Genomic DNA, 25805 nt, shown 5'->3' on the forward strand with positions numbered 1-25805 from the left:
CAAAATAGGAATCGAAGCGAAGGTATTGACAAGTTTTCGCAAGTTCCCAAGAGTTGGCCCCGTGTCCACACTCTCGCTGCCGAACCGAGGGCGCGACGACAGACGGGTGGCTCTGCTCTTCCTCGCCCCCGCGCTGGTCGGCTTCGGCGTCTTCTACGTGTATCCGGCCCTGCTCGGCGCCTGGTACTCGATGACGGACTGGAACCTGTTGTCCGAGCCCGCCTTCGTGGGCGCCGACAACTTCGTGACGCTCCTTCACGACTCGCTGTTCTGGAACTCGCTCAAGGTCACCGGCTACTACGTCGTGCTGACGATCAGCGTCCAGCTGCTCGGCGGCCTGTTCCTGGCCGCGCTCATGCACCGGCTGACCCGCTCGGTCGTGCTGCGCTCGCTGCTCGTGGTGCCCTGGCTGGTGCCGAACGTGACGGTGGGCCTGCTCTGGATGTGGCTGCTGGACGCCAACCTCGGCTTCTTCAACCACCTGCTGACCGGCATGGGGCTGGACAACCAGGGCTTCCTGACCTCGCCCGAGCTGGCCATGCCGAGCGTGTCCATGATCAACGCCTGGACCTCGACCGGCTACACCGCCCTGCTGCTGTACGCCGGGATGTGCCTGGTGCCCAAGCAGGTCTACGAGGCCGCCGCGCTCGACGGCGCCGGCGAGCTGCGCACCTTCTTCAGGGTCACGCTGCCGCTCATGCGGCCGATCCTGGCGTTCGTGCTGGTCGTGTCACTGATCGGGTCGTTCCAGCTGTTCGACACCGTCGCCGTGACCACCAAGGGCGGCCCCGTCAACGCCACCAGAGTCGTCTACTACTACATCTACGAGCAGGCCTTCACCCACTTCAAGATGGGCTACGCCTCGGCGATGGCCCTCACGCTGGTGCTCATCCTCGGCGTGCTGACCTTCGTCCAGATGCGCATGCTCCGCGCCTCGACCTCGGACCTCGCGTGATGGGATCCCGCATGAGAAGACTCCTCGCGTGGGCATGCCTCGCCCTGGCCATCCTGATCACACTCTTCCCCTTCTACTGGATGCTGCGCACCGCCATCACCCCCGGCAGGGAACTGGCCGCCGACAACCTCGGGCTGCTGCCCGAGCATCCGACCCTGGTCAACTTCGAGCGCGTGCTCGGCCTGGCCTCCCGCGAGGAGACCAGGGCGGCCGGCGGCTCGGGCGCCAACCTCGACTTCTTCCTCTACCTGCGCAACTCCCTGGTCTACACCGGCCTGATCACGGTGGTGCAGACGCTTTTCTGCGCGATGGCCGGCTACGCCTTCGCCAGGCTCCGCTTCCCCTTCAGGAACGCGCTGTTCGGGCTGTTCGTCGCCGCCCTGATGGTGCCGCCGATCTTCACGCTGCTGCCCGGCTTCGCCGTGGTCAAGCAGCTGGGCTGGCTCAACACCGTCCAGGGCCTGGTCGCGCCCAGCCTGTTGATGACCCCTTTCGCGGTCTTCTTCCTGCGGCAGTTCTTCCTCGGCTTCCCCCGCGAGGTGGAGCAGGCCGCGACGATCGACGGCGCGGGCAGGTGGACGCTGTTCTGGCGGGTGGTGCTCCCCATGACCAGGGGTCCGCTGCTCACCCTCGCCCTGACCACCGCGGTCTGGGCCTGGAACGACTACCTGTGGCCGCTGCTGGTCGCGCCGGGCGAGGAGACGCGCGTGCTGACCGCCGCGCTCGGCATCTTCCTCAAGCAGTCGCCCAACACCGCGCCCGACTGGACCGGCCTGATGGCCGGCTCGGCGCTGTCGGTGATCCCCGTCCTGTTGCTGCTGGTCTTCTTCGGCCGCCGCCTCGTGGACTCCATCCAGTTCAGCGGACTCAAATAGGAGAGTTTCCCCATGAGAAGAGCGGCGGCGCTGGCCGTCCTGTTGCTGACGGCCGCCTGCGGCACCTCCGGGCAGCAGGACGGCGGGAACGTCACACTCACCTACGGCCTGTGGGACGACGTCCAGCAGGGCGCCTACCAGAAGTGCGCGGACGCCTTCCAGCAGGCCAACCCCGGCATCACGATCAAGATCCAGCAGAGCGCCTGGGACCAGTACTGGCAGAACCTCACCACCCAGATGGTCTCCGGCGAGGCCCCCGACGTGATCACCATGCAGGCCTCCTACTACCCGCAGTTCGTCAAGAACGGCCAACTGCTCGACATCGAGCCGATGGTGCGGGCCGACAAGGTGGACCTGTCGCAGTACCGCGCGGGTCTGGCCGAGCTGTGGGTCAAGGACGGCAAGCGGTACGGCCTGCCCAAGGACTGGGACACGATGGCCGTCGTCTACAACGTCGAGCAGGCCGGGAAGGCGGGCGTCGACCTCAAGGACCTCACCTGGAACCCCGCCGACGGCGGCACCTTCGAGAAGGCGATCGCCCGGCTCACCGTCGACTCGGCCGGCAGGCGCGGTGACGAGCCCGGGTTCGACAAGGGCAAGGTGGCCGTCCACGGCTACGTCCCGGAGCTGCGCGACGGCGCGCTCGGCCAGAACGGCTGGGGCGACCTGGCCGTCTCCAACGGCTTCGGCTTCATCGACAAGAACCCGTTCGGCACCAGGTACTTCTACGACGACCCGAAGCTCGCCGAGACCGTCGAGTGGTTCAAGCGCCTGGCCGACAAGGGCTACACCGCCTCCTACGACAAGACCAGCTCGTTGGGCCCGGACGCCGTTCTCGCCTCGGGCAAGGCCGCGCTGGGCATCACCGGCTCCTGGATGATCAACACCTATCTGGCGGACGGGAAGTTCGCCTTCGCCCCGCTGCCAAAGGGCCCCCAGGGTCGGAAGTCGTCCTTCAACGGCCTGGCCGACGTCATCTACGCCGGCACCCAGCACCAGGAGGCGGCCTGGAAGTGGGTGAAGTTCCTGGGCTCGACCGGCTGCCAGGACCTGGTGGGCGACAGCGCCGTGGTCTTCCCCGCCATCTCGTCCTCTGCCGAGCGGGCGATGAAGGCGCACGAGAAGGCGGGGCGTGACGTGTCGGCCTTCACCTCCATCGCAGACGCCGAGGACGGCACCTTCCTGCTGCCGGTCAGCGACCACGGTGACGAGATCGGGCAGATCGTGCAGACGGCGCTGGAGGAGGTCTGGCTGGGGCAGAAGGATGCCGCCACCGCGCTGACCGCCGCCAACGCGCGCGTCAACGAACTCTTTGGAAGCCGTTGACCAGCGGATACACTACGGGGGTCCCGGCGCGTGCCCTGCGCGTCGCGCGGCCCCCACCCCCCTTGTGACGCCCTTTTTCCAGCATGGCGGGTGATGAAGGAAAGTTACATTCACCTCACAACTGCTGGAGATTATTGACGCATCCGCGGGCTGACCATAGGGTCCGGACAATCCCCGATCTATACCGGACCCATCGATAAGCCCCCCACGGAGCGGTACATGAAGCGACTAGCAGCCGTAGTGGCGCTGCTCGGTCTCGCCACGACGACGGCGTGCAGCAGCACCGACAACAAGTCCGCGGGCGGTGGTGGGAGCGCCGGCGGCGGCCTCTTCACCACGATCGACGTGAACAGGCCTGGCATCGACGCGAGCGCCCCTGCCAACCCTTACAACCCCAAGGGCAACGCCTTCCCGGGCTACACCACGATGAAGATCGGGTGGGTCGTCAACCACCTGACCGACCCCAACAAGGCGCTGCCCGGCATGGCGGCCAGTTGGGAGATCGCCCCGGACAACTCCTCCATCACGCTCAAGCTGCAGCCGAACGCCAAGTGGTCCGACGGCAAGCCGGTCACCGCCGAAGACGTGAAGCTCTCCATCGCCCTCGCCTACACCCAGGGCAGCACGGCCTTCGCCGTCACCCCCGGCGCGGCCGGCGCGGCGGCCGAGGTCACGGTCGTCGACGAGAAGACCATCAAGATCACGCAGGACCCCGAGAACCCCAGCCCCAAGTTCGCGCGCGGCGTGCTCGACACCACTGTGTTGCCCGCCCACGTGTGGAGCAGCGCGGTGCCCGCCACCATCTGGGACACGATCAAGACCGCCCGCGGTGACGGCCCCGAGGCGGAGAAGGCCCGCGAGGAGATCACCGCGCTGGGCGAGAAGGTGATCGCCTTCGCCCCGCCGACCGACGTCGCGGGCGGGCCGTTCGTGCTGTCGCGGGTCAACCCCGGCGAGGCGCTGCTGGTCAAGAACAAGCACTTCTTCAACGCCGCCAACGTGGCGCCCGACCAGGTGAAGTTCCTCAACTACACCGGCAACGAGCAGATCTGGAACTACCTCACCCAGGGCAAGCTCGACCACTCCGGCTTCGTCGCCGCTCCGACCGACGTGATGAACCGGATCAAGGCCGCGCCGGGCAGCGAGGTCATCAAGGGCTACTCCCCCGTGGCCGTGGGCATGGCCTTCAACCAGGCCAAGAAGCCCTACGACAACGTGCACGTCCGCAAGGGCCTGGCCTACCTGATCGACCGCGAGCAGGTCACCAAGGTCGCCTCGCCCGAGGGCGGCACCGCGGCGACCACCATCACCGGCATCCACCAGAAGGCCGCCAACGCCTGGATCCCCGAGACGCTGCCCAAGCTGGAGCCGTACAAGGTCGACCCGGCCAAGGCCGAGGAGGAGTTCAAGGCCGCCGGCCTGACCAAGAAGGACGGCAAGTGGACGCTGGCCGACGGCACGCCGTGGAAGGTCTCCATGCACGCGCCGGCCGGCTTCTCCGACTGGCTGTCGGCCCAGGAGAACATCAAGAGCCAGCTCATCAAGGCCGGGATCGACGCCGAGGTGGTCACCACCGCCGACTACCCGGTCTACCTGGAGGAGCTGGCGGCAGGTAAGTACGACGTCGGCTTCTGGCTGATGGCGCTCGGCCCCGCGCCGTACGACATCTTCCAGCGCCTCTACGGCGCCTCCAACGGCTGGGCCAACGTCGGCGGCAAGGTCAAGCACTCCGCCCCCGGCGAGGCCGGCAACTGGATGGGCAGCCCCGAGGAGACCGAGGTCGACGGCACCAAGGTCAACCCCGGCGAGCTCACCGGCAAGCTGAACTCGGTCGGCCCCGAGGAGGCCAAGCCGATCATGGCGCAGCTGGCCACGGCCGCCAACCAGGACCTCCCGGTCATCCAGCTGTGGGACTACATCAACAACCAGTTCGTCAACAACAGCCGCTTCACCGGCTGGCCGCACGACGACGAGGTCCTGCGTCTCGGACAGGGCGTCCTTCCCTCTGGTGTCTGGATCCAGCAGGGTCTGGTCAAGAAGAAGCAGTAGCACATGACGGTTATCGCTCGGCGACTCGCGGGCCACCTGGCCCGCGGGATCGTCATGATCCTCGTGGTCGCCTCGATCAGCTTCTTCATCGTCAACAACATCCCCGGCGACCCCGTCGCCGCCCGTTACGAGAAGCTCGTCGAGGGGGGCATGTCGCCGGAGGCGGCCATGCAGGCCACCAAGGTGATGTACGGCTTCCTGCCCTCGGGCACGATGTGGGAGCAGTACGTCGACTACATGGGCGGCCTGCTCCGCTTCGACCTCGGCGTCTCGGTCACCAGGCCGGGGACGCCCGTCCTCGACGTCCTGACGGACGCGGCCAAGTGGACCGTTCTACCGGTGCTGCTCGGCACCCTGCTCAGCTTCCTGGTCGGGGTGATCCTGGGCGTGTACGCGGCCATCAAGCGCACCGGCAAGCTGGGTGACGCGCTGGCCATCTCCGGCTCGCTGCTGCACGGCATCCCGCAGTACGTGCTGGCGATGCTGCTGGTGGTCATCTTCGCGACGCTGATCCCGATCCTGCCGGCGGACGGCCCGGTGGACATCCTGTTCGAGCCCGGCTTCAACGCCGGCTACCTCGGCTCCCTGGCCGAACACGCCGTACTGCCGGTCGCGACCTACGCGCTGTCGGCCTACGGCGGCTGGATCCTGGCCATGAAGTCGAGCGTCGTCACGGTGCTCGGCGACGACTTCATCCTGGCCGCCGAACTACGCGGGATGAAGCGGTCGATCATCTTCAGGTACGTCGCGCGCAACGCGATCCTGCCGCTGTTCACGATCCTGGCGCTCTCGCTCGGTCTGCTGCTCGGCGGCGCGGTCTTCATCGAGAAGATCTTCAACTATCCGGGCCTCGGGTGGCTGCTCATCGACAGCATCACCCTGCGCGACTACGCCCTGATGGGCGGCGCGTTCCTGCTGATCACCGTGTCGGTCGTCGTGGCCAACATCGTGGCCGACCTGTTCTACACCGTGATCGACCCGCGGGTGCGCAGCGGGGAGGGGGGACGATGAGCGCCATCGTGCTGGAGAGCAGCACGGCGACCATCCGCCGCAACTTCTGGTACGGCGTCTGGCGCGTGATGAAGCGCAAGCCCAGCCGCATGGCCGGGGTGATCATCATCCTGGGCTTCGCGTTCATGGGCGTCTTCGGGCCGATGTTCTTCCCGAGCCCGCTGCCGGACAACCCCGACGCCATCACCCAGCCGCCGAGCTGGCAGCACTGGTTCGGCACCGACCCGCAGGGCAGGGACGTGCTCGCGCTGGTCATCACCGGCTCGCGCTACGTGCTGCTCAGCGCCGCGGTGACCGCCCTCATCACGGTGGTCTTCGGCACCGCGCTCGGCCTCTACTCCGGCTTCAGGCGGGGCCGCTGGGACACGGTGCTCATGCGGATCACCGACATGAAGCTCACCATTCCCGGCCTGCCGCTGCTGCTGGTGCTGGCGACGGTGTGGAAGTTCGGCAACCCGATCCAGATGGGGCTGGTGCTCGGCCTGCTCGGCTGGGGCGGTGTGGCGCGTGCCGTACGCGCGCAGACCCTTTCTCTGCGGGAGCGCGGCTTCATCGAGGCGGCGCGCGGCCTCGGCCTGTCCACCACGCACATCGTCAGCAAGGAGCTGCTGCCGAGCATGGCTCCCTACATCGCGATGAACATGCTCATCGCGGTGACCGGCGCCGTCTACGCGCAGGTCGGTCTGTTCTTCCTGGGCGTGCTCCCGTACGAGTCCGACAACTGGGGCGTCATGCTCAACCTCGCCGTCTTCCAGGCCGGCGCCATGATCACGCCGACCGCGCTCGGCTACCTGCTGGCGCCGCTGCTGGCGATCCTGCTGCTGACGCTCGGGATCGTGCTCGTGGTCGACGCCATGGACGAGATCTTCAACCCCCGGCTGCGCGAGGAGTAGTAGGAAGTGGCAAAGCAGGCGCCGGGCGTGCGCATCGACGGCCTCACGGTCGTCTACAAGACCTCGGCGGGCGAGCTGCCCGCCGTCAGGAACGTCAGCATGGAACTGCCCGCCGGCACGATCACCGGCATCGTCGGCGAATCCGGCTCCGGCAAGTCCACGCTGGCGTTCTCCCTGCTCAACGCGGTGCAGCCGCCCGGGCGGATCAGCGCGGGCAGCGTCGAGATCGACGACCTGGGCGACGTGGTCACCTTGGAGGGCGAGCGGCTGCGCAAGGCGCGCGGCGCCCACATCGGCTACGTCTTCCAGGCCGCGCAGAACTCGCTGAACCCGCTCAAGACCGTCGGCAAGCAGCTGCTCGACCTCGGCCGCTCCCACGGCGTCGAGGACCTGCGGGGCCTGGTGAAGGACGCCAAGGACCTGCTGGCCCGCATGGGCCTGGACGGCGCGCGGGTGCTCGACTCCCACCAGCACGAGCTGTCGGGCGGCATGCGCCAGCGCGTCGGCATCATGCTGGCGCTGGTGCTCAACGCCCACGTGGTCGTGCTCGACGAGCCCACCACCGCGCTCGACATGATCACCCAGGCGACGATCCTGCGGATCATCCGCGAGGTCCACGCCGAGCGCGGGCTGACCACCATGGTCATCACCCACGACATCGGCGTGGTGGCCGAGGTCGCCGACCGGCTGGCGGTCATGTACGGCGGGCGGCTGGTCGAGCAGGGCCCCACCCGCCAGGTGCTCGCCGACCCCCAGCACCCCTACACGCGCGGCCTGATCAAGGCCATCCCCCGCCTGACCGGCGACATCAACGAGGCGCAGGCCCTGCCAGGCCGGCCGCCCACGCTGGCCACCGTGCCGAAGGAGGGATGCGTGTTCAGGGAGCGCTGCGCCCTGCGCATGGACGTCTGCGAGACCGCCGACCCCGAGGCGCTGCCGCACGGGGACCGGATCGTCGCCTGCCACGCGGTCAAGGTGAAGGAAAACGCATGATCAGCGGCAAGGGCATCACCAAGACCTTCAAGCAGCGGGGAAGCGTCCTGTCGGGACGGACCGTGCAGGCCCTGCGCGGGGTCGACTTCGAGATCCCCAAGGGCGGCGCGGCCTCCTTCATCGGCGAGTCCGGCTGCGGCAAGACGACGCTCGGCAGGATCATCGCGGGACTGGAGAGCTACGACGACGGCCAGATCAGCATCGACGGCGTGGAGATGTCGTCGCTGAAGCCGAAGGCCAGGCAGCCACACTTCCGCAAGATCCAGATGATCCACCAGGACCCCTACTCGGCGCTGAACCCGACCAGGACCATCCACCAGACGCTCCAGGCCCCGCTCGAGCTGCGCGCCAGGCAGACCGGCAGGCCGAAGTCGTGGATCGAGGCGCGCGCCGCCGAGGTGCTGTCCCTGGTCGGCCTGGACCCGGCCTCCGTGCTCGGCCGCTACCCGCACCAGCTGTCGGGCGGCATGCGCCAGCGCGTGGTCATCGCCCGCGCGCTGACCGTCGACCCCGAGATGCTCGTCGCCGACGAGGCCACCTCCATGATCGACGTGTCGCTCCGCCTCGGCATCCTGGCGCTGCTGAAGGACCTGCGGGAGAGCCTCGGGGTGAGCGTGCTGTTCATCACCCACGACGTGGCCACCGCCCGCTACATCGGCGACGACGGCGAGCTGTACGTCATCTACCGCGGCCAGGTCATCGAGCGCGGCCCGGTCGACACGATCATCGCCGACCCCGTCCACCCCTACACCCAGTCGCTGCTGTCGGCCATCCCCGTGCTGCACGGCCTGGAGGTGCCGGGCGCCGAGCCGGTGGTGCCGACCGAGTCGCTGGACGAGAGCCACCAGGACGCCGGCTGTCTGTTCGCCAGGCGCTGCCCGTTCAGGACGGCCGAGTGCGAGGCGAGCCGTCCCGTGCTCGGCATCACCAGCGACGTCCCGCAGCGGCACGCCTGCTTCCACCCCCAGCGGCGCAGCGTCGTGGCCACCCATGTGGAGCGCGGATGACAGGGCCGCGCGAGATCGCGCGCGCGGCGCTCACCTTCGACGCCGCCGAGGCTCCCGCCCTGGTCGACCGGCTCATGTCGCCGCCTCCCACCCGCAGGTGGAAGGCGCTGACCACCGACGGCGGCCTCGTCATGGTCTCGCTGTCGGAGCGCGACCCGACGATCGGGCACATCGACCTGCTGGCCGTCCACCCGGACGCCCAGGGCAAGGGACGCGGGCGCGAGCTCGTCGCCGCCGCCGAGACGTGGTTGCGTGCCGAGGGGGCGACGCAGGCGCGCTTCGCCGGCAACCCGCCGGCCTACGCCTGGCCCGGCATCGACGTGCGCTACACCGCCGCCGCGTGCCTGGCCGAGAGCGCCGGCTACGAGCGCTATCACGTCGCCTGGAACATGACCGCCCGGCTGCCCGTCGCCGCCGAGGAGGAGCCGCCGCTGCGGCCCGGCGTCGAACTGCACACCGCCGCCTCCGGCGAGGACCGCGCGCGCGTGGCCGCCTTCGCCGAGCGGGAGTGGAACGCGAACTGGGCCTGGGAGGCGGCCAACGCCACCGGCCTGCACTACGCCACGCTCGAGGGCGAGATCGTCGCCTTCGCGGCCTGGGGCGCCAGGCCGCTGTGGTTCGGCCCGATGGGCACCGCCCCCGCGGCGCGCGGTCTCGGCGTGGGCGGCAGGCTGCTGCGCCGCTGCCTGGCCGACCAGCACGCCGCGGGCCTGACCGAGACGCAGATCGGCTGGGTGGGCCCGCTCCGCTTCTACTCGCGCGCCGTGGGCGCGCGAGCAGAGCGGGTCTTCTGGCTCTACCGGCGCGATCTGCGTTGAGATCACCGGTAGAGCAGCTCACCCCGGGGGAGGGTGGGCTCCGGGCACAGCCCGCGCGGGTCCTGTCCTGCCTCCAGGCAGCGCCGCAGCGTGTCGGACCCCCACAGGTGGTCGAGGAAGTCGTTGGTCGCGAACTCCTCGGGATGCTGCGAGCGCGCCACGTGGATCAGCGACACCGCGGTGAACACCGGCCGGAACGCCCGCGGGTCGGTGACGTGCAGCTGCACCCCCCGGACGGCGGCACCGGCGTGCTTGCTGAAGGTCGGGGTGAACCACAGGTCGCGAAAGCGCACGCCCGGCAGTCCGAGCTCGTTGAGCGCCGGCGCGAACCTGTCGTCCAGGTACGGCGCGCCGACCAGCTCGAAGGGCCGGGTCGTGCCGCGCCCCTCCGACAGGTTCGTGCCCTCGACGAGCCCGGTGCCCGGATAGACGAGCGCGGTGTCGAGCGTGGGCATGTTCACCGATGGCATCACCCACGGCAGTCCCGTCTCTGCGAACGGCAGGTCCCTGTGCCAGCCCTCCATCGTGATCACCCGCACCTCGGGGTCGAGCAGCCGCGCCAGCTCTCCCACCGTCAGCCCGTGCCTGGCGGGAACGGCCGCGCCGCCCACGGGGCTGGCGAACGCCATGTCCAGCGGCGGGCCCTCCGCCACGGTCCCGCCGATCGGGTTGGGCCGGTCCAGCACGACGAAGCCGACACCGAGCCGCCTGGCCGACTCCATCAGATCCTTCATCGTCCAGACGTAGGTGTAGAAGCGCGCACCCACGTCGAACAGGTCGAACACCAGGGTGTCGACACCCGAGGCGGCCACCAGGCCGTCCAGCTCCGCCCCCGTCTTCTGGTAGGTGTCGTGGACGGGCAGGCCGTAACACTCTCCCCCGCCTTCGCTGAACCCGGCCTGCGCCGTGCCTCTGATGCCGTGTTCAGGGCTGAACAGGGCGGTCAGGCCGCGCAGGACTGTGGGCGTGGGAGTCAGATCGCTCAGCACTCCGGTCTGGTTGGTGATCAGGCCAAGCCGGTCGCCGGTCACGAGGCCTGGATCCATGGCCAGCCGTTCGGCTCCGGTACGTACGTAAGACATACCTGAAGCTTATTTGCATACGAGATGCCAAAGGTGGAAATTAGCGTCATGATTGATCGACTCCCCGAGCTGTCCACGGAGCAGAGCGATCCGCGCTACAGCCAGATCGACCGGCTGCCGACCTCGGAGATCGCCCAGTTGATGAACCAGGCGGACGCCACCGTGCCCGCCGCGGTCGGCGCGGCCCTGCCCGCCATCACCACCGCCATCGACGCGATCGCCACGCGCATGCAGGCCGGAGGCAGGCTGCTGTACGTCGGCGCGGGCACCTCCGGCCGCCTGGCCGTCCTCGACGCCTCGGAGTGCCCACCCACCTTCGGCACCGACCCCTCGCTCGTCCAGGGCGTCATCGCGGGCGGCCGGCCCGCGCTGACCAGGTCCGTGGAAGGCGCCGAGGACGACTTCCCCGCCGGCCAGCGGGCCCTGGCCGACCTCGACGTCGGCCGGCTCGACTCCGTCGTGGGCATCTCCGCCAGCGGGACGGCGCCGTTCGTCCTCGGCGCCCTGGCCGAGGCCGGCCGGCGTGACGCCCTCACCGTGGCCCTGTCGTGCAACCACCAGACGCCCCTGTCGGCCGCCGCCGAGCACGCCATCGAGGTCGTCGTGGGACCCGAGGTGGTGACCGGCTCCACCAGGCTCAAAGCCGGCACCGCGCAGAAGCTGGTGCTCAACATGATCTCCACCATCTCGATGATCAAGCTGGGCCGCACCTACGGGAACAAGATGATCGAGATGTCGGCGATGAACACCAAGCTGGCCGGCCGCGCCGCCCGCATGGTCAGCGACATCACCGGCGCCGACCCCGAGGAGGCCAGGAAGGCGCTGGACGCCGCCGGCGGCCAGGCCAAGATCGCCGTCGTGATGATCGAGCACGGCGTCGACGCCGACGAGGCACAGGCGCTGCTGGAATCACACGGCTCCCGCCTGGAAGAGGTACGGCATGCTCGCTGACATCCTGGCCGCCGCCACCCCCTCCGTCGTACCCGCGGCCGTCGCGCTGATCGCCGTGGACGGCGAGATCGCCGACGCCGCGGCGGCCGGCGAGCTCGTCCGCTACACCGACTCCCAGGGCACGCTCGCCCCGGCCCGGCCCCCCGCCCGCCGCGACTCCGTCTTCGACCTCGCCTCGGTCAGCAAGATCTTCACCACCGCGGTGATCCTGTCCCTGGCCGCCGAAGGACGCCTCGACCTCGACGCGCCCGCCGCCACGTGGCTGCCCGACCACTACGGCCACCGCACCCACATCACCCCGCGCCACCTGCTCACCCACACCGCGGGACTCCAGCCCACCCACCGCGTCGACGACGTGCCCCCGGCCGACCGCCTCGACACCATCCTGGCCACCCCCATCACCTCGCCGGTCGGCGGACCCTACCTGTACACCGACGTCGGCATGATCACCGCCGGCCGGATCGCCGAGATCGCCGGCGACGCACCGCTCGACACCCTCGTCCGCGACCGGGTCACCACCCCGCTCGGCCTCGCCGACACCCGCTACCGCCCGATCGGCGCCCCCGGCGACCAGGCCGACCTCGCCCGCATCGCCAAGACCGAATGCCACCGCGCCCTCGGCGAGGTGCACGACGAGACCGCCCACTCCCTCGGCGGCGTCGCCGGGCACGCCGGCCTCTTCTCCACCGCCGACGACCTGCTCCGCTTCGGCGAGGCGCTGCGCCTCGGCGCCCTTCCCCTCACCGGCGAGATGACCCGCGAGCACCCCGTCCAGGACGCCCCCTTCCGCCACGGCCTCGGCGTCCGCATCGGCGACCCCGGCATCGTCGGCCCGCTCACCGACGCCTACGGGCACTCCGGGTTCACCGGCACCTCGCTGATCGTCGACCCGGCCCACCGGCTGACCGTCGTCCTGCTGACCAACGCCGTCCACCCGCTCCGCGGCCGCCCCGGCATCAGGGACCTCCGCAACGCCGTCGCCGCCGAGGCCCGGCAGATAGGGTCTCGGCCATGAAACCCGCAGATATCTCCCTTCTGCACACGCTCGGCACCCCGACCGTGTCCCCCGACGGCACCCACGCGGTCGTCGCCGTGACCCGGCCCGACCTCGAGGCCGACGAATACCGCGGCGAGCTCTGGCTGGTGCCCACCGACGGCGGCGCCCCACCCCGGCAGCTCACCGCCGGACGCAGGGACGCCGAACCCGCCTACTCCCCCGACGGCCAGTGGCTCGCCTTCACCCGCGCCGAATCAGGCGGCCGCCCCCAGGTGCACGTCATGCCCACCGCGGGCGGTGAACCATGGAAGGTCACCGACCAGCCGCTGGGCGCCGGCAAACCCGTGTGGAGCCCCGACTCGCGCCGCATCGCGTTCGTCGCCCGCGTCCCCGAAGAGGGCCGGTACGGCGACGCCAAGCCGGACAAGGAACGGCCCCGGCGCATCACCACCCTGAAATACCGCCTGGACAACCTCGGTTTCTACACCGACCGGCGCTCCCACGTCTTCGTCACCGACCCCCACGCCTCCCGCATCTCCGTGCCGCCCGCCGTCCAGGTGACCGAAGGCGACTTCGACCACGACGCCCCGGCCTGGAGCCCCGACGGCACCCTGCTGGCCTTCAGCGCCGCCCGGCACGACACCCGCCACCACACCCACTACGCCGACATCTGGCTCGCCGGCCCCGACGGCACCGGACTCCGCCAGATCACCGACACCACCCTGTCGGCCGGCCAGCCGCGCTTCACCCCCGACGGCGCCACCGTCTGCTTCGTGGCCGCCGCGCCCGGCCCCACCGGCCGCACCCTCGTCGCCGAGCATTACGGCGTCTGGTCCGTGCCCGCCGACGGCTCCGCCCCGCCCCGCCGCCTCACCGCCGCCGAGCCGTACCACCTGGCCAACAACGGCGTCATCGCCACCACCGGCGACGGCGTGCTGTTCCCCTCGGAGAACCGGGGCGCCTCCGACCTGCTGCTCGTGCCCTACGACGGCGCCGACCCCGAGATCCTGATCTCCGGCGCGCGCGAGGTCTACGCGCCCGCGCACGCCGCCGGCACCATCGTCGCCACCGTCGCCGACCAGACCAGCGCCGGCGAGCTCGTCGCCCTCCGCGACGGCAAGGAGATCACCCTCACCGCCTTCGCCGCCCTCACCCCGCTCCCCCTCGAAGAGATCACCACCGCCGCGCCCGACGGCTACCCCGTGCACGGCTGGATCGTCCGCCCCGCCGGGGACGGCCCGCACCCCGTGCTGCTGATGATCCACGGTGGCCCCTTCACCCAGTACGGCTGGCACGTCTTCGACGAGGCCCAGGTCTACGCCGCCGCCGGATACGCGGTCGTCATGGGCAACCCGCGCGGCTCCTCCGGCTACGGCCAGGCCCACGGCAAGGCCGTCATCGGCGACGTCGGCGCCGTCTCGGCCACCGACCTGCTCGCCCTCCTCGACGCAGCCCTCGCCACCGGCGGCCTCGACAGCGGACGCGTCGGCGTGCTGGGCGGCTCGCACGGCGGCTACATGACCACGTGGCTGGCCGCCCACCACGGCGACCGGTTCCGGGCGGCGATCAGCGAGCGGGCCGTCAACGCGATCGACAGCTTCCACGGCTCCAGCGACATCGGCTGGGCGTTCGCGCTCGACCTCTACGGGGCCGACCCCGCCGGGTGGGCGGAGCTCAGCCCGCTCAGCCACGCGTCCGGCATCGACCTGCCGTTCCTGATCATCCACTCGGAGCACGACTGGCGGTGCCCCGTCGAGCAGGCGCAACGGCTGTTCGTGGCGCTGAAGCTGCGCGGGGTGGAGACCGAGATGCTGCTGTTCCCCGGCGAAGGGCACGAGATGTCGCGCTCGGGGCTGCCGTCCCACCGGGTGGCCCGCTTCGAGGCCATCCTCGACTGGTGGGAGCGCCACCTGACCGCCTAGCGACCCGGTGACCCCGGCCTGGTGCCCGGAACCCGAGCACCAGGCCCACCACCCCGCGTCCTTCACGTGGATGATGCGGTCGAGCTACATCAGCTGCGGGGTTCTCGGAGGCCGTACGGAGTGGTCGGCGGCAAGGCACTGCGGCATCTGGTCGATCAGGAACCGCCAGACGTTCTCGCCGTCAGCCCGCGTGAAGTAGGGGCCGCTGTTGGCGTAGTAGCCAAGCAGGCTCCACCCGACCCATCCTTGCGTGCGTGAAACCCACATGATGTGCGCCGGGCTGTCGTGACCGCTGTGACACAGCCCCAGGTAGTGTCCGATTTCATGGACCAGGGCGTACTCGAAGACCTTGAACGGTGAAACGTCGCGGTGGATGACCCCTGAGCCGCCGCTTCGATGGACGGTCACGCAGCAGGGATCGGTACGGTCAGGCGGCGTTGTACAGGTGGCGCCTTCGGCGATACTGCGGCCGCTGCAGGCGCCCAGCAGCTTGTCTGAGGTGTAGCGGAAGGCGCCGATGGCGACGATGATGCACTCCTCGGGAGAGCGCGGGCCGGGGTTCGTCGCGCGTAGCCCGGCGTTGCGAAGGTAGTCGCCGAGGTCGGTGTTCACGCTCACCCCGTTGGCTGCGAGTTCTACGCGGAACAGGTACTCGTCGCGTTCGGTGATGTCTCGGACGGCGTACTGGCCGAACTGCGGGAACCGTTCGCTGGAATTCCAGTTCAGGTCGACGCCGATGCGCTTGCACTTCTTGGTGGCGATGTTCGTCTTGTGGGCGACGACCCGATCTTTCATGGCGTAGACGCGGATGCGTCCCGTGGCGCCGTTGCTGTCGATGTATTTCCGCAGTTGAGAGCGGCGGATGGGTCCGGTGCCCTCGACGCCGTTCTCATCGACGAACTTGACGACGGTGCGGGCGGCGGGGCCGGTGAGATTCCAGAGTTCGCAGGTGTCGCGATCGCTGAAGAGATGCGCCAGCGCGTACAGGTCGAGGGTGCCTTCGTGGTGCCATTCGGCGAGCTTGGCGTTGATGCTGTCAAGCCGCCACACGTAGTGTTCGGCCTTGAGCGGCAGTCCGTACGAGGCTCGGTCCAGGCCGATGTGCTCGCGGATCTTCTCCAGCGTCGGGAGGTCGCTGCTGAACTTCTGCTCGAGGCGCTGATCGATGAATCGGCGAAGGTGCTCACGGTCGCGGGCATCCAGCCACCCGCCCACGATGTAGCCGCCCGTCACTGTGCGTGTGAGGTCGACGCCGGCGTCGAGGGCATCGACCCCGAGATTGCCGAGATCGTTCACCAGTTTGCAGAAGTCGCCGCGCAGCACGTCTGCGACGATCGCTCCGCCGTCTCTCAGCAGGTCGGCTGCGTCTTCGACGAGGTCGGAAGCGTTGTTGACGAGGCCTCGGATGCCTCCTAGCACGACGTTGCTCGAATGACACAGCCAGCTGGGTCCGTTGACGCATAGCCACCCGTTGGCGTCCCCCAGCCATCCGCCCGCGGTGTCCAGGACTTCGTCGACGGCCCCCTCGACGAGGTCGGTGGCGGTGTCGACGGCATCTTCGACCAGGCCGCCGGCCCCGGAGGCAACGTCGGAGACGGCGTCGGCAATGTCGCCCAATCCCCATCCCATAGGTCTCCCCGTTCTCTGTATTTGCCCGGCTGCCGTTTCGTTGTCGGTGACGACCCCGAACGTCAGCTGCTCGCTCGGCGCCCACCAAGCGGCAGCCTCAGGTCGGTGCCACCGCCGGAGGGCGGGAGGCGACCCCGCGCCCGTTCGTTACCGTGCTCGAAGTCGCCTCCAGTAGAGCTGTTCGAAAGAACTGCTGTCATGTCGCGAAATATCGGGACTTGACAGCCGGAGGGGCGATAGTCGTGGTCGCAGCGCACGGCCTGTGGCGATCGCCGAGCAGCTGCCGCCCAACGGCTACACGGAGCTGGAGGCGTGCCGGCCCACGCCGACGATGAGGTCGCCGGCCAGGTCTCCGTCTCCGCCCGCGATCTGCTGCGCGCCTTTTTGGGGAACCGTATAGAACGAGGGCTCGACAAGCGCGACCGCACGCTCGCCTCTTGCCGCCAGAGCGACATTGACGCCTGGTATGCCCAGAACACCGAACATGCCCGCAAACGGCTACGAGCCTTTCTCACCTGGGCCAAGAAGAGCCGTCAGTGCTCACGCTCACTGTCTCTACCCCCGATGAAGATCTCCCGCCGAACCCCCATGACCGAGAACGAGCGCCTCGCTGCCCTCCGTCGCCTGCTCATCGATGCTGACGTTCCCCAACTTCTGCGTGTCGCTGGCATCATCGTGCTCCTCTACGCGCAACCCCTTACGCGGGTCGTCCGGCTCACCATCGACGACCTGCTCCGCGACGGAGAAGCCCTTCTCCTACGGCTCGGAGAGCCGCCCTCGCCCGTCCCCGAACCGGTCGCATCCCTGCTCCTGGCCTACATCGAGGACCGCGACAACATGAACACCGCCACCAACCGCGCCTCTCGCTGGATGTTCCCTGGCCGCCGAGCAGGCCAGCCCTGCCGCCCCGACCATTTGTCTGCGCTTCTCAGAGAGATCGGCATCCCAGCGGCCGCCGGCCGCGGCGCCGCCGTCCGGCAGCAACTCCTGGAGACGCCTGCCCCTGTCGTCGCCGACGCCCTCGGCTACCACGACAAGACCACCGCCCGGCTCCTTCGGGAAGGCGGTGGAGCATGGAGCCGCTACGCCGCAGGAGATCACGGAACGTCACCATCAACCCCTACGGGAATGACAACTCGCGAGAGTTGAATAGGCGAGCCAGTAAAGCGCCTGCTATCAGGGAAGATCCGACCGCTGTCGTTGGCCACGAAGTTTCTCCAGCGCGGCCGCGACCTCACGAACCTGCTCAGGCTGCCGGGTGCACCAATCGGAGACATCGTTGAACCATCGGTTCCAGACGGAGCCGACAGCATCAGCAGTGATCTCTTCTCTACCGCAGACGAGAGTTGCGAGATCACCCACCTCGGGGTCATATTCGTCCTCAGGAGCCCCCATGCCCAACAGGCCCTCGGGGTCGTACCGATTGATCAATGCACGGACTGCGGCGGCTACCTGATCACCAGTCATGACTCCAGCATGCCCCAGGTCGGCCACATCAGCACTCGACGGCTGGACGAATACGCGACAGTTGATTACGCGACTCCACCAGCACCGAGGCCGTGCCGATGAACTCGTCGCCAAGGTCGTGGTTGGGGAGCTCGCCGAAAGGCCAAGCCGTCCAGTGTCCGCTGACGACGAACGCGGCGATTTCGTCATCACGGTGCCGGAAGCCGACGGTGCACGTCACACCCCAGCTGGAGATCTGGCCACCCGTGAGCGTCGACCGCAGCCGGATCGGCCGGCTCCGCCGCCTCACCGGATATCTACCGAAAGTAGCGAGTTGCATCGAACCGGTCGACGGCGGTAACCCCCCTCAGGTCGGCGCGCCATCGCCGGACGTCTGAGAGCCGCGGCCGCTGACCGACCCGGAGTCGGGTCTCGGCGGCCCCCACGGCGTCCGCCGCTTCACTGGGGCAGGATCTTCACCTCGCCGACGCCGGAGGAGACCGAGACCTTGCGCGGTGCGCTCGCGTCGTCGGTCACCTTCACCACGGTACTGCCCACGCCACTGTCGGTGGTCACGTCGTAGCGGCCCTGCGGGAGGTGGAGCGTGGCGTCGCCCGCCCCCGTCTGCGCCTCGACGCTGTCCGGCGCGCCGCCGAACTTCAGATCGAGCTCGCCCGCGCCCGTCTCGGCGGACAACCGCTTGCCCGCGAGCGCGCTGGCGCCGATGTCGCCCGCGCCCGTCTTCACCTCGATCTCGCCGGTCAGCGAGCGCAGGGTGATGTCACCCGCGCCCATGTCGACCTTGACCTTCAGCGCCTTGGGAACGTCGATCGTGTAGTCGATCCAGCAACTGTCCAAGGTCCTTTCGCAGTCGTAGGACAGCTCGAGGACCTCCCCCTTCACCGGGTGCGAAGCCTGGGGCGCGGTGTCGCGCCAGTGCATCTTCTCGGTGACCTTGATCCCGGCTCTGTCGCTCTCGTTGACCACGACATCGCCGGCCCCGCCCCTCACCGTCAGCTGGACGACCTTGTCGGTGACCTCGTACGACTCGGTCTTCTCGTCCGTCGCCACGCCGAGCCCGGCGAACCCGCAACCCGTCAGCACCGTCGCGGAGAGCGCCAACGTGGCCACGGCGATCATGCCCCTCGTTCTCATGACCACCATGCTGCCGGAGGACGCGGGGGGCGGCATCGGGGATCACCCCTACTCGTCCCGGACACCCCGGAGTCCGACCCCGTAGAGGGACTTCAGCCGAGCCCGCCGCGTCGCGGGAGCACGGTTGACGTCATCCGCCACCTCAGCACGTCAACAGGGCACGCAGGAAGGTCCGCCGCTGCTCGTTGAGCTCGGCCCGGACGTGTGCCGCGGTGGAACCTGCTGGGCTCTGCTCGGCGACCTGCCGGCGCGTCTGGGTCCAGGTGGCGGGTGCGCTCGCGCTCGGTGGCCAGCCGGGTGGTGGAAGCGCTGCGACCGGCCCGACCCGATGCCGCAGCGGCGCAGGTCCAGCCGTCGATCAAGGTGTGACGCCACTGAGACCTGGTACTGCGAAGATCGCTTGCGTGATGAGACGACGAATGGCGGCAGCGTTTCTCATGGCGGCCGTGCCCACCGCGACGGTAGGTCCTGCCGGACGGGCCGATGCCGTCGTGGATCCGGCCGGTGTCATCCAGCGCCAGCTCGTCCCCGGCCAGGGGGTGAAGATCGTCGAGCGTTGGGGATCACGCTCGCCTGACGGCAGCTGGTCGTTCACCGATCCGGTGCGCGGCGTCGTCGGTTTCGGCAAGGGCACGATCGTGGCGACGGATTTGAAGGACCCCAATGTGGCCGTCGCCGGTACCCGCAAAATCTGCATCGGCAAACGCGAGTACGAGTCGTACGTCAAGCCCGACCCCGATGAGCCACTGCCGCCGGGCAAGACCTGGGTGACCTTCGAATGGCCGTGCCAGCTCTTCCTGAAGGCCGGACCCCACCTCAGCCTCACCGAGGCGGCCAACCTCCGAGCCGTGCTGGCCACCACCAATCGCAAGCGGCCCGCCGGGATCTACGACGGGGTGCGCACCACCCTCTACGAGGGCACCATCACCTTCGCGCAGCTCCACAAGGCGAACCCGGACATGCGCATCGGCTACCACCGCAGGCCCCCCACCGGTAAGTACGCCGGTTGGAAGGTGTCCTGGCGGTTATGGATCGGCGGCGACCAACTCGTCCGCCGAGCGTGGAGCTCGTGGCGCGAGCTGAACGACGGCCCTGGCAGGTCCGCGGGCGATGCGCCCTACGAGGTCCACTCGAAGGAACTTCGGCTGTCGGACTGGGGGATGAAGGTGCACATCAAACCGCCGCCCGCCGAGCAGACGGTGGAGTCGGAGGAATGGCACCGCTGACCTTGATGACGGCGGAGCTCGGCTGACCACTCCCTCGCGACATGGTCGATCCCGCCGAAGGCGCGCCTGGCCAACGACAAGCGGGTTGAGCTCGGCGACCTGGGTCGCCGAGCTCAACGGTCGCGATGCCAGCAAGGGCGTCGTGGACGACGGTGCAGTAGGAGGCGCGGACCGGGCGAGGCAGGAGACCGTCGCCGCGCCGGCGGGGCCGAGGTGCGGCCGGGAGGTAATCGACACCCTGGTCACATACATGGAGGACCACCGGGACGATCCTGCACGACTCCTTCGTCGGCTGGACAGATCTGCGGCGACCTAGTGGAGATCCACGATCGCTCGTACTGGGTCACCCGTACCAGCCACAAGGACATCAGTGTCCAAGCACTCCGCGCAGCGCTCGAACAAGCACACGGCGAAAACCTTGAACTCCGTCGCGAACTCGCTTGTCGCCGGCACGGGACCGGTGAACACCGTTCCAGGAGCTAAGCAGCAGGATTCCTAGGAACAGCCAGTCAGGATCAGGGCCGTGGTCAAGGTGAGGGAGACGAGCGAGATCCACCCTCCCGTACAAAGCGCTGCCGCCAGGGCGAACGGGATCGCGCTCAGCAACGACCACCACAGCGGGTCCGTCGTGGATAATCCCAGCTTGCCGAGGGCGGACGCCCCGGCGACCCAGCCGATCACCCCGAGAATCAAGACCACGCCTGCCCATATCGTCCTGCCACCCGGGGTCGCCGTCATCGACGATCCCTCTCGTGTCACGAGTGCCACGAGATACAACACGACCATTGCGAAGAGCGCGGCGAAGACCAAGACGATCGGGCCCAGCCCGAGAACAAAGACAGCGACGGCGTACAAGCAGGGGCCGAGCAGCGAGCCAGCGAGCCCCGCTCCGACGATCTGACCGGCGGTCCACAGCCAGCTCCGGCCAGATGGAGCAGCACTCCACCTGACGACTAACGCGGACGATCGCATCGCCAGATCGTAACGTTACGCAGCAATATCCGGGAGTACTGCCCGACGCGACAAGATGACTTCTGCGATCGCGTCAACGCTCTCTGACCAGTCTTGATGTCTTCATCTCATGATCGTCCAGCAGACAACCACCGGCGGGATGCACCTGTACCTGACCGTCCCGCCCGGCTACGCGATCGGCTCGACCACCAGCAGCTCCCCCAACTTCCGCTCGGCCCCTGCATCGACACCTGCGGGCCCGTCCGCGGCGGCTATGTGGTCGGCCCCGGCTCCATCGTCAACGGCCGACCGTACGAGATCGAGCAGCGACCAGAACGGCCGTGATCGACCTCACTGGTCGCGATGTCACATTCCGGGCGGCAATTCAGTCCTTTGTACAGAGGACGAGTTTCCTGGAGGCGGAATGCGCGTGTCACGCATGCGGCAGCAGGTGTTCGGGGGCAGCCACTGGTCGTTCCTGTTCGGGGAGATCGCGGCCTACTCCTTCGCGGTCCTGACCGTGACGGGGCTGTTCCTCATGCTGTTCTTCGATCCGGACATGTCACGGGTCACCTACGACGGCGGTTATGCCCCGCTGCACGGGGTTCAGGTGAGCGCGGCCTTCGACTCGGCCATGCGCATCAGCTTCGACGTCACAGGCGGCCTGGTCATCCGCCAAGTGCACCACTGGGCGGCACTCATCTTCGCCGCCGCCATCGTGCTGCAGCTCCTACGCATGTTTCTGACCGGCGCGTTCCGCCGGCCCCGACGCTCTCAGTGGATGACATGGGTGACGCTGCTGGCGCTCGCCATGGCCGCGGGGGAAACCGGCAAGATCCTCCCGGACGACCTGCTGTCAGGAGGCAGCCTCTGGCTCATCAACAGCATCGTGCTGTCCATTCCCGTCGTCGGGACCTACCTCCACCAGCTGCTGTTCGGCGGAGCGTTCCCAGGCGAGGACATCGTTCCCCGGCTGTACTGGGCGCACGTGCTGGTGCTGCCACTGCTCGTGGCGGGCCTGCTGGCCCTTCGCGCCCGGCTGGTCCGCCGGCACGGCCACACACGTTTCCCCGGCGCGGTGAGGGGACGTCCCGCTACCCGTACGCTGGTGGCGGGTGCGACCGTCGGGGTGCTGGCCATGATGGGCGTGCTGGTCCAGATCACCCCTATCTGGCTGTACGGCCCGGCCAACCCGGGCCAGACGGCGGCGGGAGCCGTACCGGACTGGTACATGGGCTTCATCGACGGCGCGCTCCGGCTCATGCCCGCATGGGAGGTCACCGTCTTCGGCCACACCCTCAGCCTCGTCGTTCTCGTGCCCGGCCTGGTCGTACCCGGCGCGTTCTTCACCGTCCTGGCGCTGTACCCGCTGATCGAAGAGCGCGTGCTGACGTATCGCGCGCGGCGCGACGCGAACGGGCGCCCGATGAACAAGGAGCGCCTCGCCCGGGTCCGCACCCGACACGACGTCCTGGACCGGCCACGGGCCACCCCGGTCCGCACCGGTCTCGCGGCGGCCGGGGTCACGTTCTACGGATCGCTGTGGGCCTCCGCGGCCAACGACCAGATCGCGCATGTCTTCCACTTGTCACTCGAATCCGTGACCAACGCCTTTCGCGTGGCCGTCCTCGTCGGCCCGATCGTCGCCTTCGTCATCACCCGCTGGCTCTGCCTCGGCCTGCAAGCACGTGATCGCGACGTCGCCGCGCACGGCGTGGAAACCGGAGTCGTCGTCCGGACTCCGGAGGGCGGGTATCACGAGACACACCGTCCCGACGAGGCGCGTGCACTCGAGTCCACGGTGAGCTGAAGCGGCGGACGAAGCCCGGCGTGCAGCGATGATCCGCGGTCCGCCACCCGACCGTGAGGTGTGCGCCTGACGATCCACGTGGAACGCGCCGGGCGCCCCGGGACGACGACACACTCCAACGCCCAATGGCCACGATGGCATCCGGCGAAGGCAGCGCGGCCGAACCAATCCTGTGCGGTTCGCCCGGACGGGGCCGGGCCCATGTCGCCAACCATCTCAGGTCGTGGGTTGTGGGGATACAGGGCACCGTTGAATCGCTCCGTCATTCGATCAGGAGCCGCCACGCCTTCAACTCCCGGTGACAGTCAGTGGCCGGGAAACCGGGTGCCGGGCACGGGTCCGTCAGGGGGCGAGGGCCTCCAGCGCCTCCTCCGCCCGGCGCATCGCCTCCTCAGGCGCGGCGGTCACGATGTCGGCCGCGAAGTTGAGGTCGTGGAACACCTCCGTCACCCCGCGAGCCGCCAGATCCGCCACATCCTGCCTGATCTTCTCGTACGGCCCGGTCAACGGCGGCCCGTCGACGGCGTCGGTGACCGTGGTGACCCCTCGGCAGATGAAACGCAGTGCCTCGGGATCGCGTCCGGCTTCCCGTGCCGCCTCCTTTACAATGTAGATTTTTTCGGCGATGCCGCCCAGGTCTTCCCTGCTCGCGCTGACCCAGCCGTCGGCGAGCCGGCCGGCTCTGCGCAGCGCCACCTCGGCCCCGCCGCCCAGCAGGATGGGCGGAATCGGCGTCGGCTTCGGATCCATGTGGGAAGCCTGAATCCGGTAGAACTCCCCCTCGTGCCGGACCACATCGTCGGTCCAGCACTTGCGCAGCACCGCGATGAACTCCTCACCCCTGCGGCCACGCTTCGCGAAGTCGACCCCCATGGCCTCGAACTCCTCGCGCAGCCAGCCGAGCCCCAGCCCGAACGACACCCGCCCGCCCGAGACCTCCTGCAGCGACGCCACCTGCTTGGCCACCAGAGCGGGCGCCTCGTAGGCGTTGACCACGGCGACACCCAGCCTGATCGACTCGGTGACGCCGGCAAGGTAGGAGAGAGTGACGATGGGGTCGTGGACGCTGCGGTACGTCGGACCCATCGCGTGACCCTCGGGATAGAGCAGGCGCTGGAAGGTCCACAGCTCGTGGTAGCCGAGTTGCTCGGCGCGGGTGGCGATCCGGCGCATGTTGGCGCGGGTGGCCCACGGCCCGGACATGGGAACAGCGAATCCAGTCCTCATATCAGGCCAGCCTACGGTCCCCCTTGGCAAGGCCACCCACGGCGCGCCCTCGAAACGGCCTGGAAAAGCAGAAAGGGCCATCCCAACCGGGATGGCCCTTACTGTAAAGATTGCGCGGCGGCGACCTACTCTCCCACACCCCTTCGAGTGCAGTACCATCGGCGCAGAGAAGCTTAACTTCCGGGTTCGGAATGTAACCGGGTGTTTCCTTCCCGCCATAACCGCCGCAACCCTACGAGACACGCTGCTTGCTGTCTCAGAATTGCGTAGTGGACGCGAGCAAAAAGCTTTGAGGTCAAGTCCTCGGCCTATTAGTACCGGTCAGCTCCACACGTTACCGCGCTTCCACCTCCGGCCTATCAACCCCATCGTCTATAGGGAGCCTTACCCACTCTCGTGGTGGGAGACCTCATCTCAAGGCGAGCTTCCCGCTTAGATGCTTTCAGCGGTTATCCCTTCCGAACGTAGCCAACCAGCCGTGCACCTGGCGGTACAACTGGCACACCAGAGGTTCGTCCGTCCCGGTCCTCTCGTACTAGGGACAGCCCCTTTCAAGTCTCCTGCGCGCGCAGCGGATAGGGACCGAACTGTCTCGCGACGTTCTAAACCCAGCTCGCGTACCGCTTTAATGGGCGAACAGCCCAACCCTTGGGACCTACTCCAGCCCCAGGATGCGACGAGCCGACATCGAGGTGCCAAACCATCCCGTCGATATGGACTCTTGGGGAAGATCAGCCTGTTATCCCCGGGGTACCTTTTAGCCGTTGAGCGACGGCGCTTCCACATGCCACCGCCGGATCACTAGTCCCAGCTTTCGCTCCTGCTCGACCCGTCAGTCTCACAGTCAAGCTCCCTTGTGCACTTACACTCGACACCTGATTGCCAACCAGGCTGAGGGAACCTTTGGGCGCCTCCGTTACCCTTTAGGAGGCAACCGCCCCAGTTAAACTACCCACCAGACACTGTCCCCGATCCGGATCACGGACCAGAGTTAGACGTTCAAAACGACCAGAGTGGTATTTCACCAATGACTCCACCCGAACTAGCGTCCGAGCTTCCCAGTCTCCCACCTATCCTACACAAGACGCTCCAAACGCCAATGTCAAGCTGTAGTGAAGGTCCCGGGGTCTTTCCGTCCTGCTGCGCGTAACGAGCATCTTTACTCGTAGTGCAATTTCGCCGGGTCTGCGGTTGAGACAGCGGGGAAGTCGTTACGCCATTCGTGCAGGTCGGAACTTACCCGACAAGGAATTTCGCTACCTTAGGATGGTTATAGTTACCACCGCCGTTTACCGGCGCTTAAGTTCTCACCTTCGCACAGCAAGCTGTGCTAAGCGGTCCCCTTAACGTTCCGGCACCGGGCAGGCGTCAGTCCGTATACATCGTCTTACGACTTCGCACGGACCTGTGTTTTTAGTAAACAGTCGCTTCCCCCTGGCCACTGCGACCCCCACCAGCTTCGAAAGCTAGTTTCTACACCAG

22 protein-coding genes and 2 rRNA genes (1 of these 24 running past the window's edge) are annotated in these 25805 nt (G+C 68.3%); 15 read left to right on the top strand and 9 right to left on the bottom strand.

Annotated features, from left to right (window positions below; translation table 11 throughout):
* Nucleotides 1–106 precede the first annotated feature (106 nt).
* The 9 genes from ACWEVS_RS14680 (at nucleotide 107) to ACWEVS_RS14720 (ending at nucleotide 9927) form a co-directional block, all read left to right on the top strand.
* Entirely contained in the window at nucleotides 107–955 is an 849-nt protein-coding gene (locus ACWEVS_RS14680; protein ID WP_449925856.1) for a carbohydrate ABC transporter permease, read from the top strand.
* Nucleotides 956–966: 11 nt separating this feature from the next.
* On the top strand, nucleotides 967–1830 hold the full coding sequence (locus tag ACWEVS_RS14685; protein ID WP_449925853.1) for a carbohydrate ABC transporter permease: 864 nt from the start codon (nucleotides 967–969) through the stop codon (nucleotides 1828–1830).
* 12 nt (nucleotides 1831–1842) lie between these two features.
* Nucleotides 1843–3156, top strand: coding sequence for an ABC transporter substrate-binding protein (locus ACWEVS_RS14690; RefSeq protein ID WP_452551867.1), 1314 nt, complete (start codon nucleotides 1843–1845; stop codon nucleotides 3154–3156).
* A 219-nt stretch (nucleotides 3157–3375) separates the two neighbouring features.
* Complete coding sequence (locus tag ACWEVS_RS14695; protein ID WP_354920919.1) at nucleotides 3376–5205, top strand: ABC transporter substrate-binding protein; 1830 nt, start codon at nucleotides 3376–3378, stop codon at nucleotides 5203–5205.
* Nucleotides 5206–5208: 3 nt separating this feature from the next.
* On the top strand, nucleotides 5209–6216 hold the full coding sequence (locus tag ACWEVS_RS14700; protein WP_354920922.1) for an ABC transporter permease: 1008 nt from the start codon (nucleotides 5209–5211) through the stop codon (nucleotides 6214–6216).
* Entirely contained in the window at nucleotides 6213–7109 is an 897-nt protein-coding gene (locus ACWEVS_RS14705; RefSeq protein ID WP_354920925.1) for an ABC transporter permease, read from the top strand. The genes ACWEVS_RS14700 and ACWEVS_RS14705 overlap by 4 nt, the downstream gene beginning before the upstream one ends.
* 6 nt (nucleotides 7110–7115) lie before the next feature.
* Nucleotides 7116–8102, top strand: a complete 987-nt coding sequence (locus ACWEVS_RS14710) for an ABC transporter ATP-binding protein (RefSeq protein WP_452416767.1) — start codon at nucleotides 7116–7118, stop codon at nucleotides 8100–8102.
* Complete coding sequence (locus ACWEVS_RS14715; protein ID WP_452551869.1) at nucleotides 8099–9109, top strand: ABC transporter ATP-binding protein; 1011 nt, start codon at nucleotides 8099–8101, stop codon at nucleotides 9107–9109. Before ACWEVS_RS14710 ends, ACWEVS_RS14715 begins: the two co-directional genes overlap by 4 nt.
* A complete protein-coding gene (locus ACWEVS_RS14720) occupies nucleotides 9106–9927 on the top strand; it encodes a GNAT family N-acetyltransferase (RefSeq protein ID WP_449925839.1) in 822 nt (273 codons plus the stop codon). The genes ACWEVS_RS14715 and ACWEVS_RS14720 overlap by 4 nt, the downstream gene beginning before the upstream one ends.
* 2 nt (nucleotides 9928–9929) lie before the next feature.
* On the opposite strand, the gene ACWEVS_RS14725 is transcribed toward ACWEVS_RS14720, so the two are convergent.
* Complete coding sequence (locus ACWEVS_RS14725) at nucleotides 9930–11009, bottom strand: exo-beta-N-acetylmuramidase NamZ family protein (RefSeq protein ID WP_354920937.1); 1080 nt, start codon at nucleotides 11007–11009, stop codon at nucleotides 9930–9932.
* Between the two features lie 48 nt (nucleotides 11010–11057).
* Between ACWEVS_RS14725 and murQ the strand changes: the two genes are divergently transcribed.
* From murQ to ACWEVS_RS14740, 3 genes are read left to right on the top strand one after another with little or no spacing between them, the layout of a single operon-like run.
* Complete coding sequence (murQ, locus tag ACWEVS_RS14730) at nucleotides 11058–11960, top strand: N-acetylmuramic acid 6-phosphate etherase (protein ID WP_449925834.1); 903 nt, start codon at nucleotides 11058–11060, stop codon at nucleotides 11958–11960.
* Entirely contained in the window at nucleotides 11950–12975 is a 1026-nt protein-coding gene (locus tag ACWEVS_RS14735) for a serine hydrolase domain-containing protein (protein WP_449925831.1), read from the top strand. Before murQ ends, ACWEVS_RS14735 begins: the two co-directional genes overlap by 11 nt.
* Nucleotides 12972–14879, top strand: coding sequence for a S9 family peptidase (locus ACWEVS_RS14740; protein ID WP_452551871.1), 1908 nt, complete (start codon nucleotides 12972–12974; stop codon nucleotides 14877–14879). The genes ACWEVS_RS14735 and ACWEVS_RS14740 overlap by 4 nt, the downstream gene beginning before the upstream one ends.
* Nucleotides 14880–14963: 84 nt before the next feature.
* Here the strand turns inward: ACWEVS_RS14740 and ACWEVS_RS14745 are convergent, their stop codons facing one another.
* Complete coding sequence (locus ACWEVS_RS14745; RefSeq protein WP_452551873.1) at nucleotides 14964–16496, bottom strand: hypothetical protein; 1533 nt, start codon at nucleotides 16494–16496, stop codon at nucleotides 14964–14966.
* 324 nt (nucleotides 16497–16820) lie between these two features.
* On the opposite strand from ACWEVS_RS14745, the gene ACWEVS_RS14750 reads away from it, so the two are divergent.
* A complete protein-coding gene (locus ACWEVS_RS14750) occupies nucleotides 16821–17657 on the top strand; it encodes a hypothetical protein (RefSeq protein WP_452551874.1) in 837 nt (278 codons plus the stop codon).
* 27 nt (nucleotides 17658–17684) lie between these two features.
* On the opposite strand, the gene ACWEVS_RS14755 is transcribed toward ACWEVS_RS14750, so the two are convergent.
* From ACWEVS_RS14755 to ACWEVS_RS14765, 3 genes are all read right to left on the bottom strand, one after another.
* Nucleotides 17685–17975, bottom strand: coding sequence for a hypothetical protein (locus ACWEVS_RS14755; RefSeq protein ID WP_452551876.1), 291 nt, complete (start codon nucleotides 17973–17975; stop codon nucleotides 17685–17687).
* Between the two features lie 28 nt (nucleotides 17976–18003).
* Complete coding sequence (locus ACWEVS_RS14760) at nucleotides 18004–18195, bottom strand: hypothetical protein (RefSeq protein WP_449931792.1); 192 nt, start codon at nucleotides 18193–18195, stop codon at nucleotides 18004–18006.
* 218 nt (nucleotides 18196–18413) lie between these two features.
* Nucleotides 18414–19109 (bottom strand): DUF4097 family beta strand repeat-containing protein, encoded by a 696-nt coding sequence (locus ACWEVS_RS14765; protein ID WP_452551877.1) that lies wholly within the window; start codon nucleotides 19107–19109, stop codon nucleotides 18414–18416.
* 419 nt (nucleotides 19110–19528) lie between these two features.
* Here ACWEVS_RS14765 and ACWEVS_RS14770 point away from each other — a divergent pair, with 419 nt between their 5' ends.
* The gene (locus ACWEVS_RS14770; protein WP_452551879.1) at nucleotides 19529–20335 is read left to right on the top strand and encodes a hypothetical protein; all 807 of its coding nucleotides are present in this window, start codon (nucleotides 19529–19531) and stop codon (nucleotides 20333–20335) included.
* A 495-nt stretch (nucleotides 20336–20830) separates the two neighbouring features.
* On the opposite strand, the gene ACWEVS_RS14775 is transcribed toward ACWEVS_RS14770, so the two are convergent.
* The gene (locus ACWEVS_RS14775) at nucleotides 20831–21307 is read right to left on the bottom strand and encodes a hypothetical protein (protein ID WP_452551881.1); all 477 of its coding nucleotides are present in this window, start codon (nucleotides 21305–21307) and stop codon (nucleotides 20831–20833) included.
* 109 nt (nucleotides 21308–21416) lie between these two features.
* Between ACWEVS_RS14775 and ACWEVS_RS14780 the strand changes: the two genes are divergently transcribed.
* Nucleotides 21417–23096: a cytochrome b gene (locus ACWEVS_RS14780; protein WP_452551882.1), complete on the top strand. Its 1680-nt coding sequence runs from the start codon at nucleotides 21417–21419 to the stop codon at nucleotides 23094–23096.
* Between the two features lie 342 nt (nucleotides 23097–23438).
* Here ACWEVS_RS14780 and ACWEVS_RS14785 read toward each other — a convergent pair whose 3' ends face one another.
* The 3 genes from ACWEVS_RS14785 to ACWEVS_RS14795 form a co-directional block, all read right to left on the bottom strand.
* Nucleotides 23439–24299, bottom strand: a complete 861-nt coding sequence (locus ACWEVS_RS14785; protein WP_452551883.1) for a TIGR03619 family F420-dependent LLM class oxidoreductase — start codon at nucleotides 24297–24299, stop codon at nucleotides 23439–23441.
* A 136-nt stretch (nucleotides 24300–24435) separates the two neighbouring features.
* Nucleotides 24436–24552, bottom strand: a 5S ribosomal RNA gene (rrf, locus tag ACWEVS_RS14790).
* 62 nt (nucleotides 24553–24614) lie between these two features.
* Nucleotides 24615–25805 (bottom strand): 23S ribosomal RNA (locus ACWEVS_RS14795) (it continues 1810 nt past the right edge of the window).

The sequence above is a fragment of the Nonomuraea sp. NPDC003754 genome (assembly GCF_053605785.1).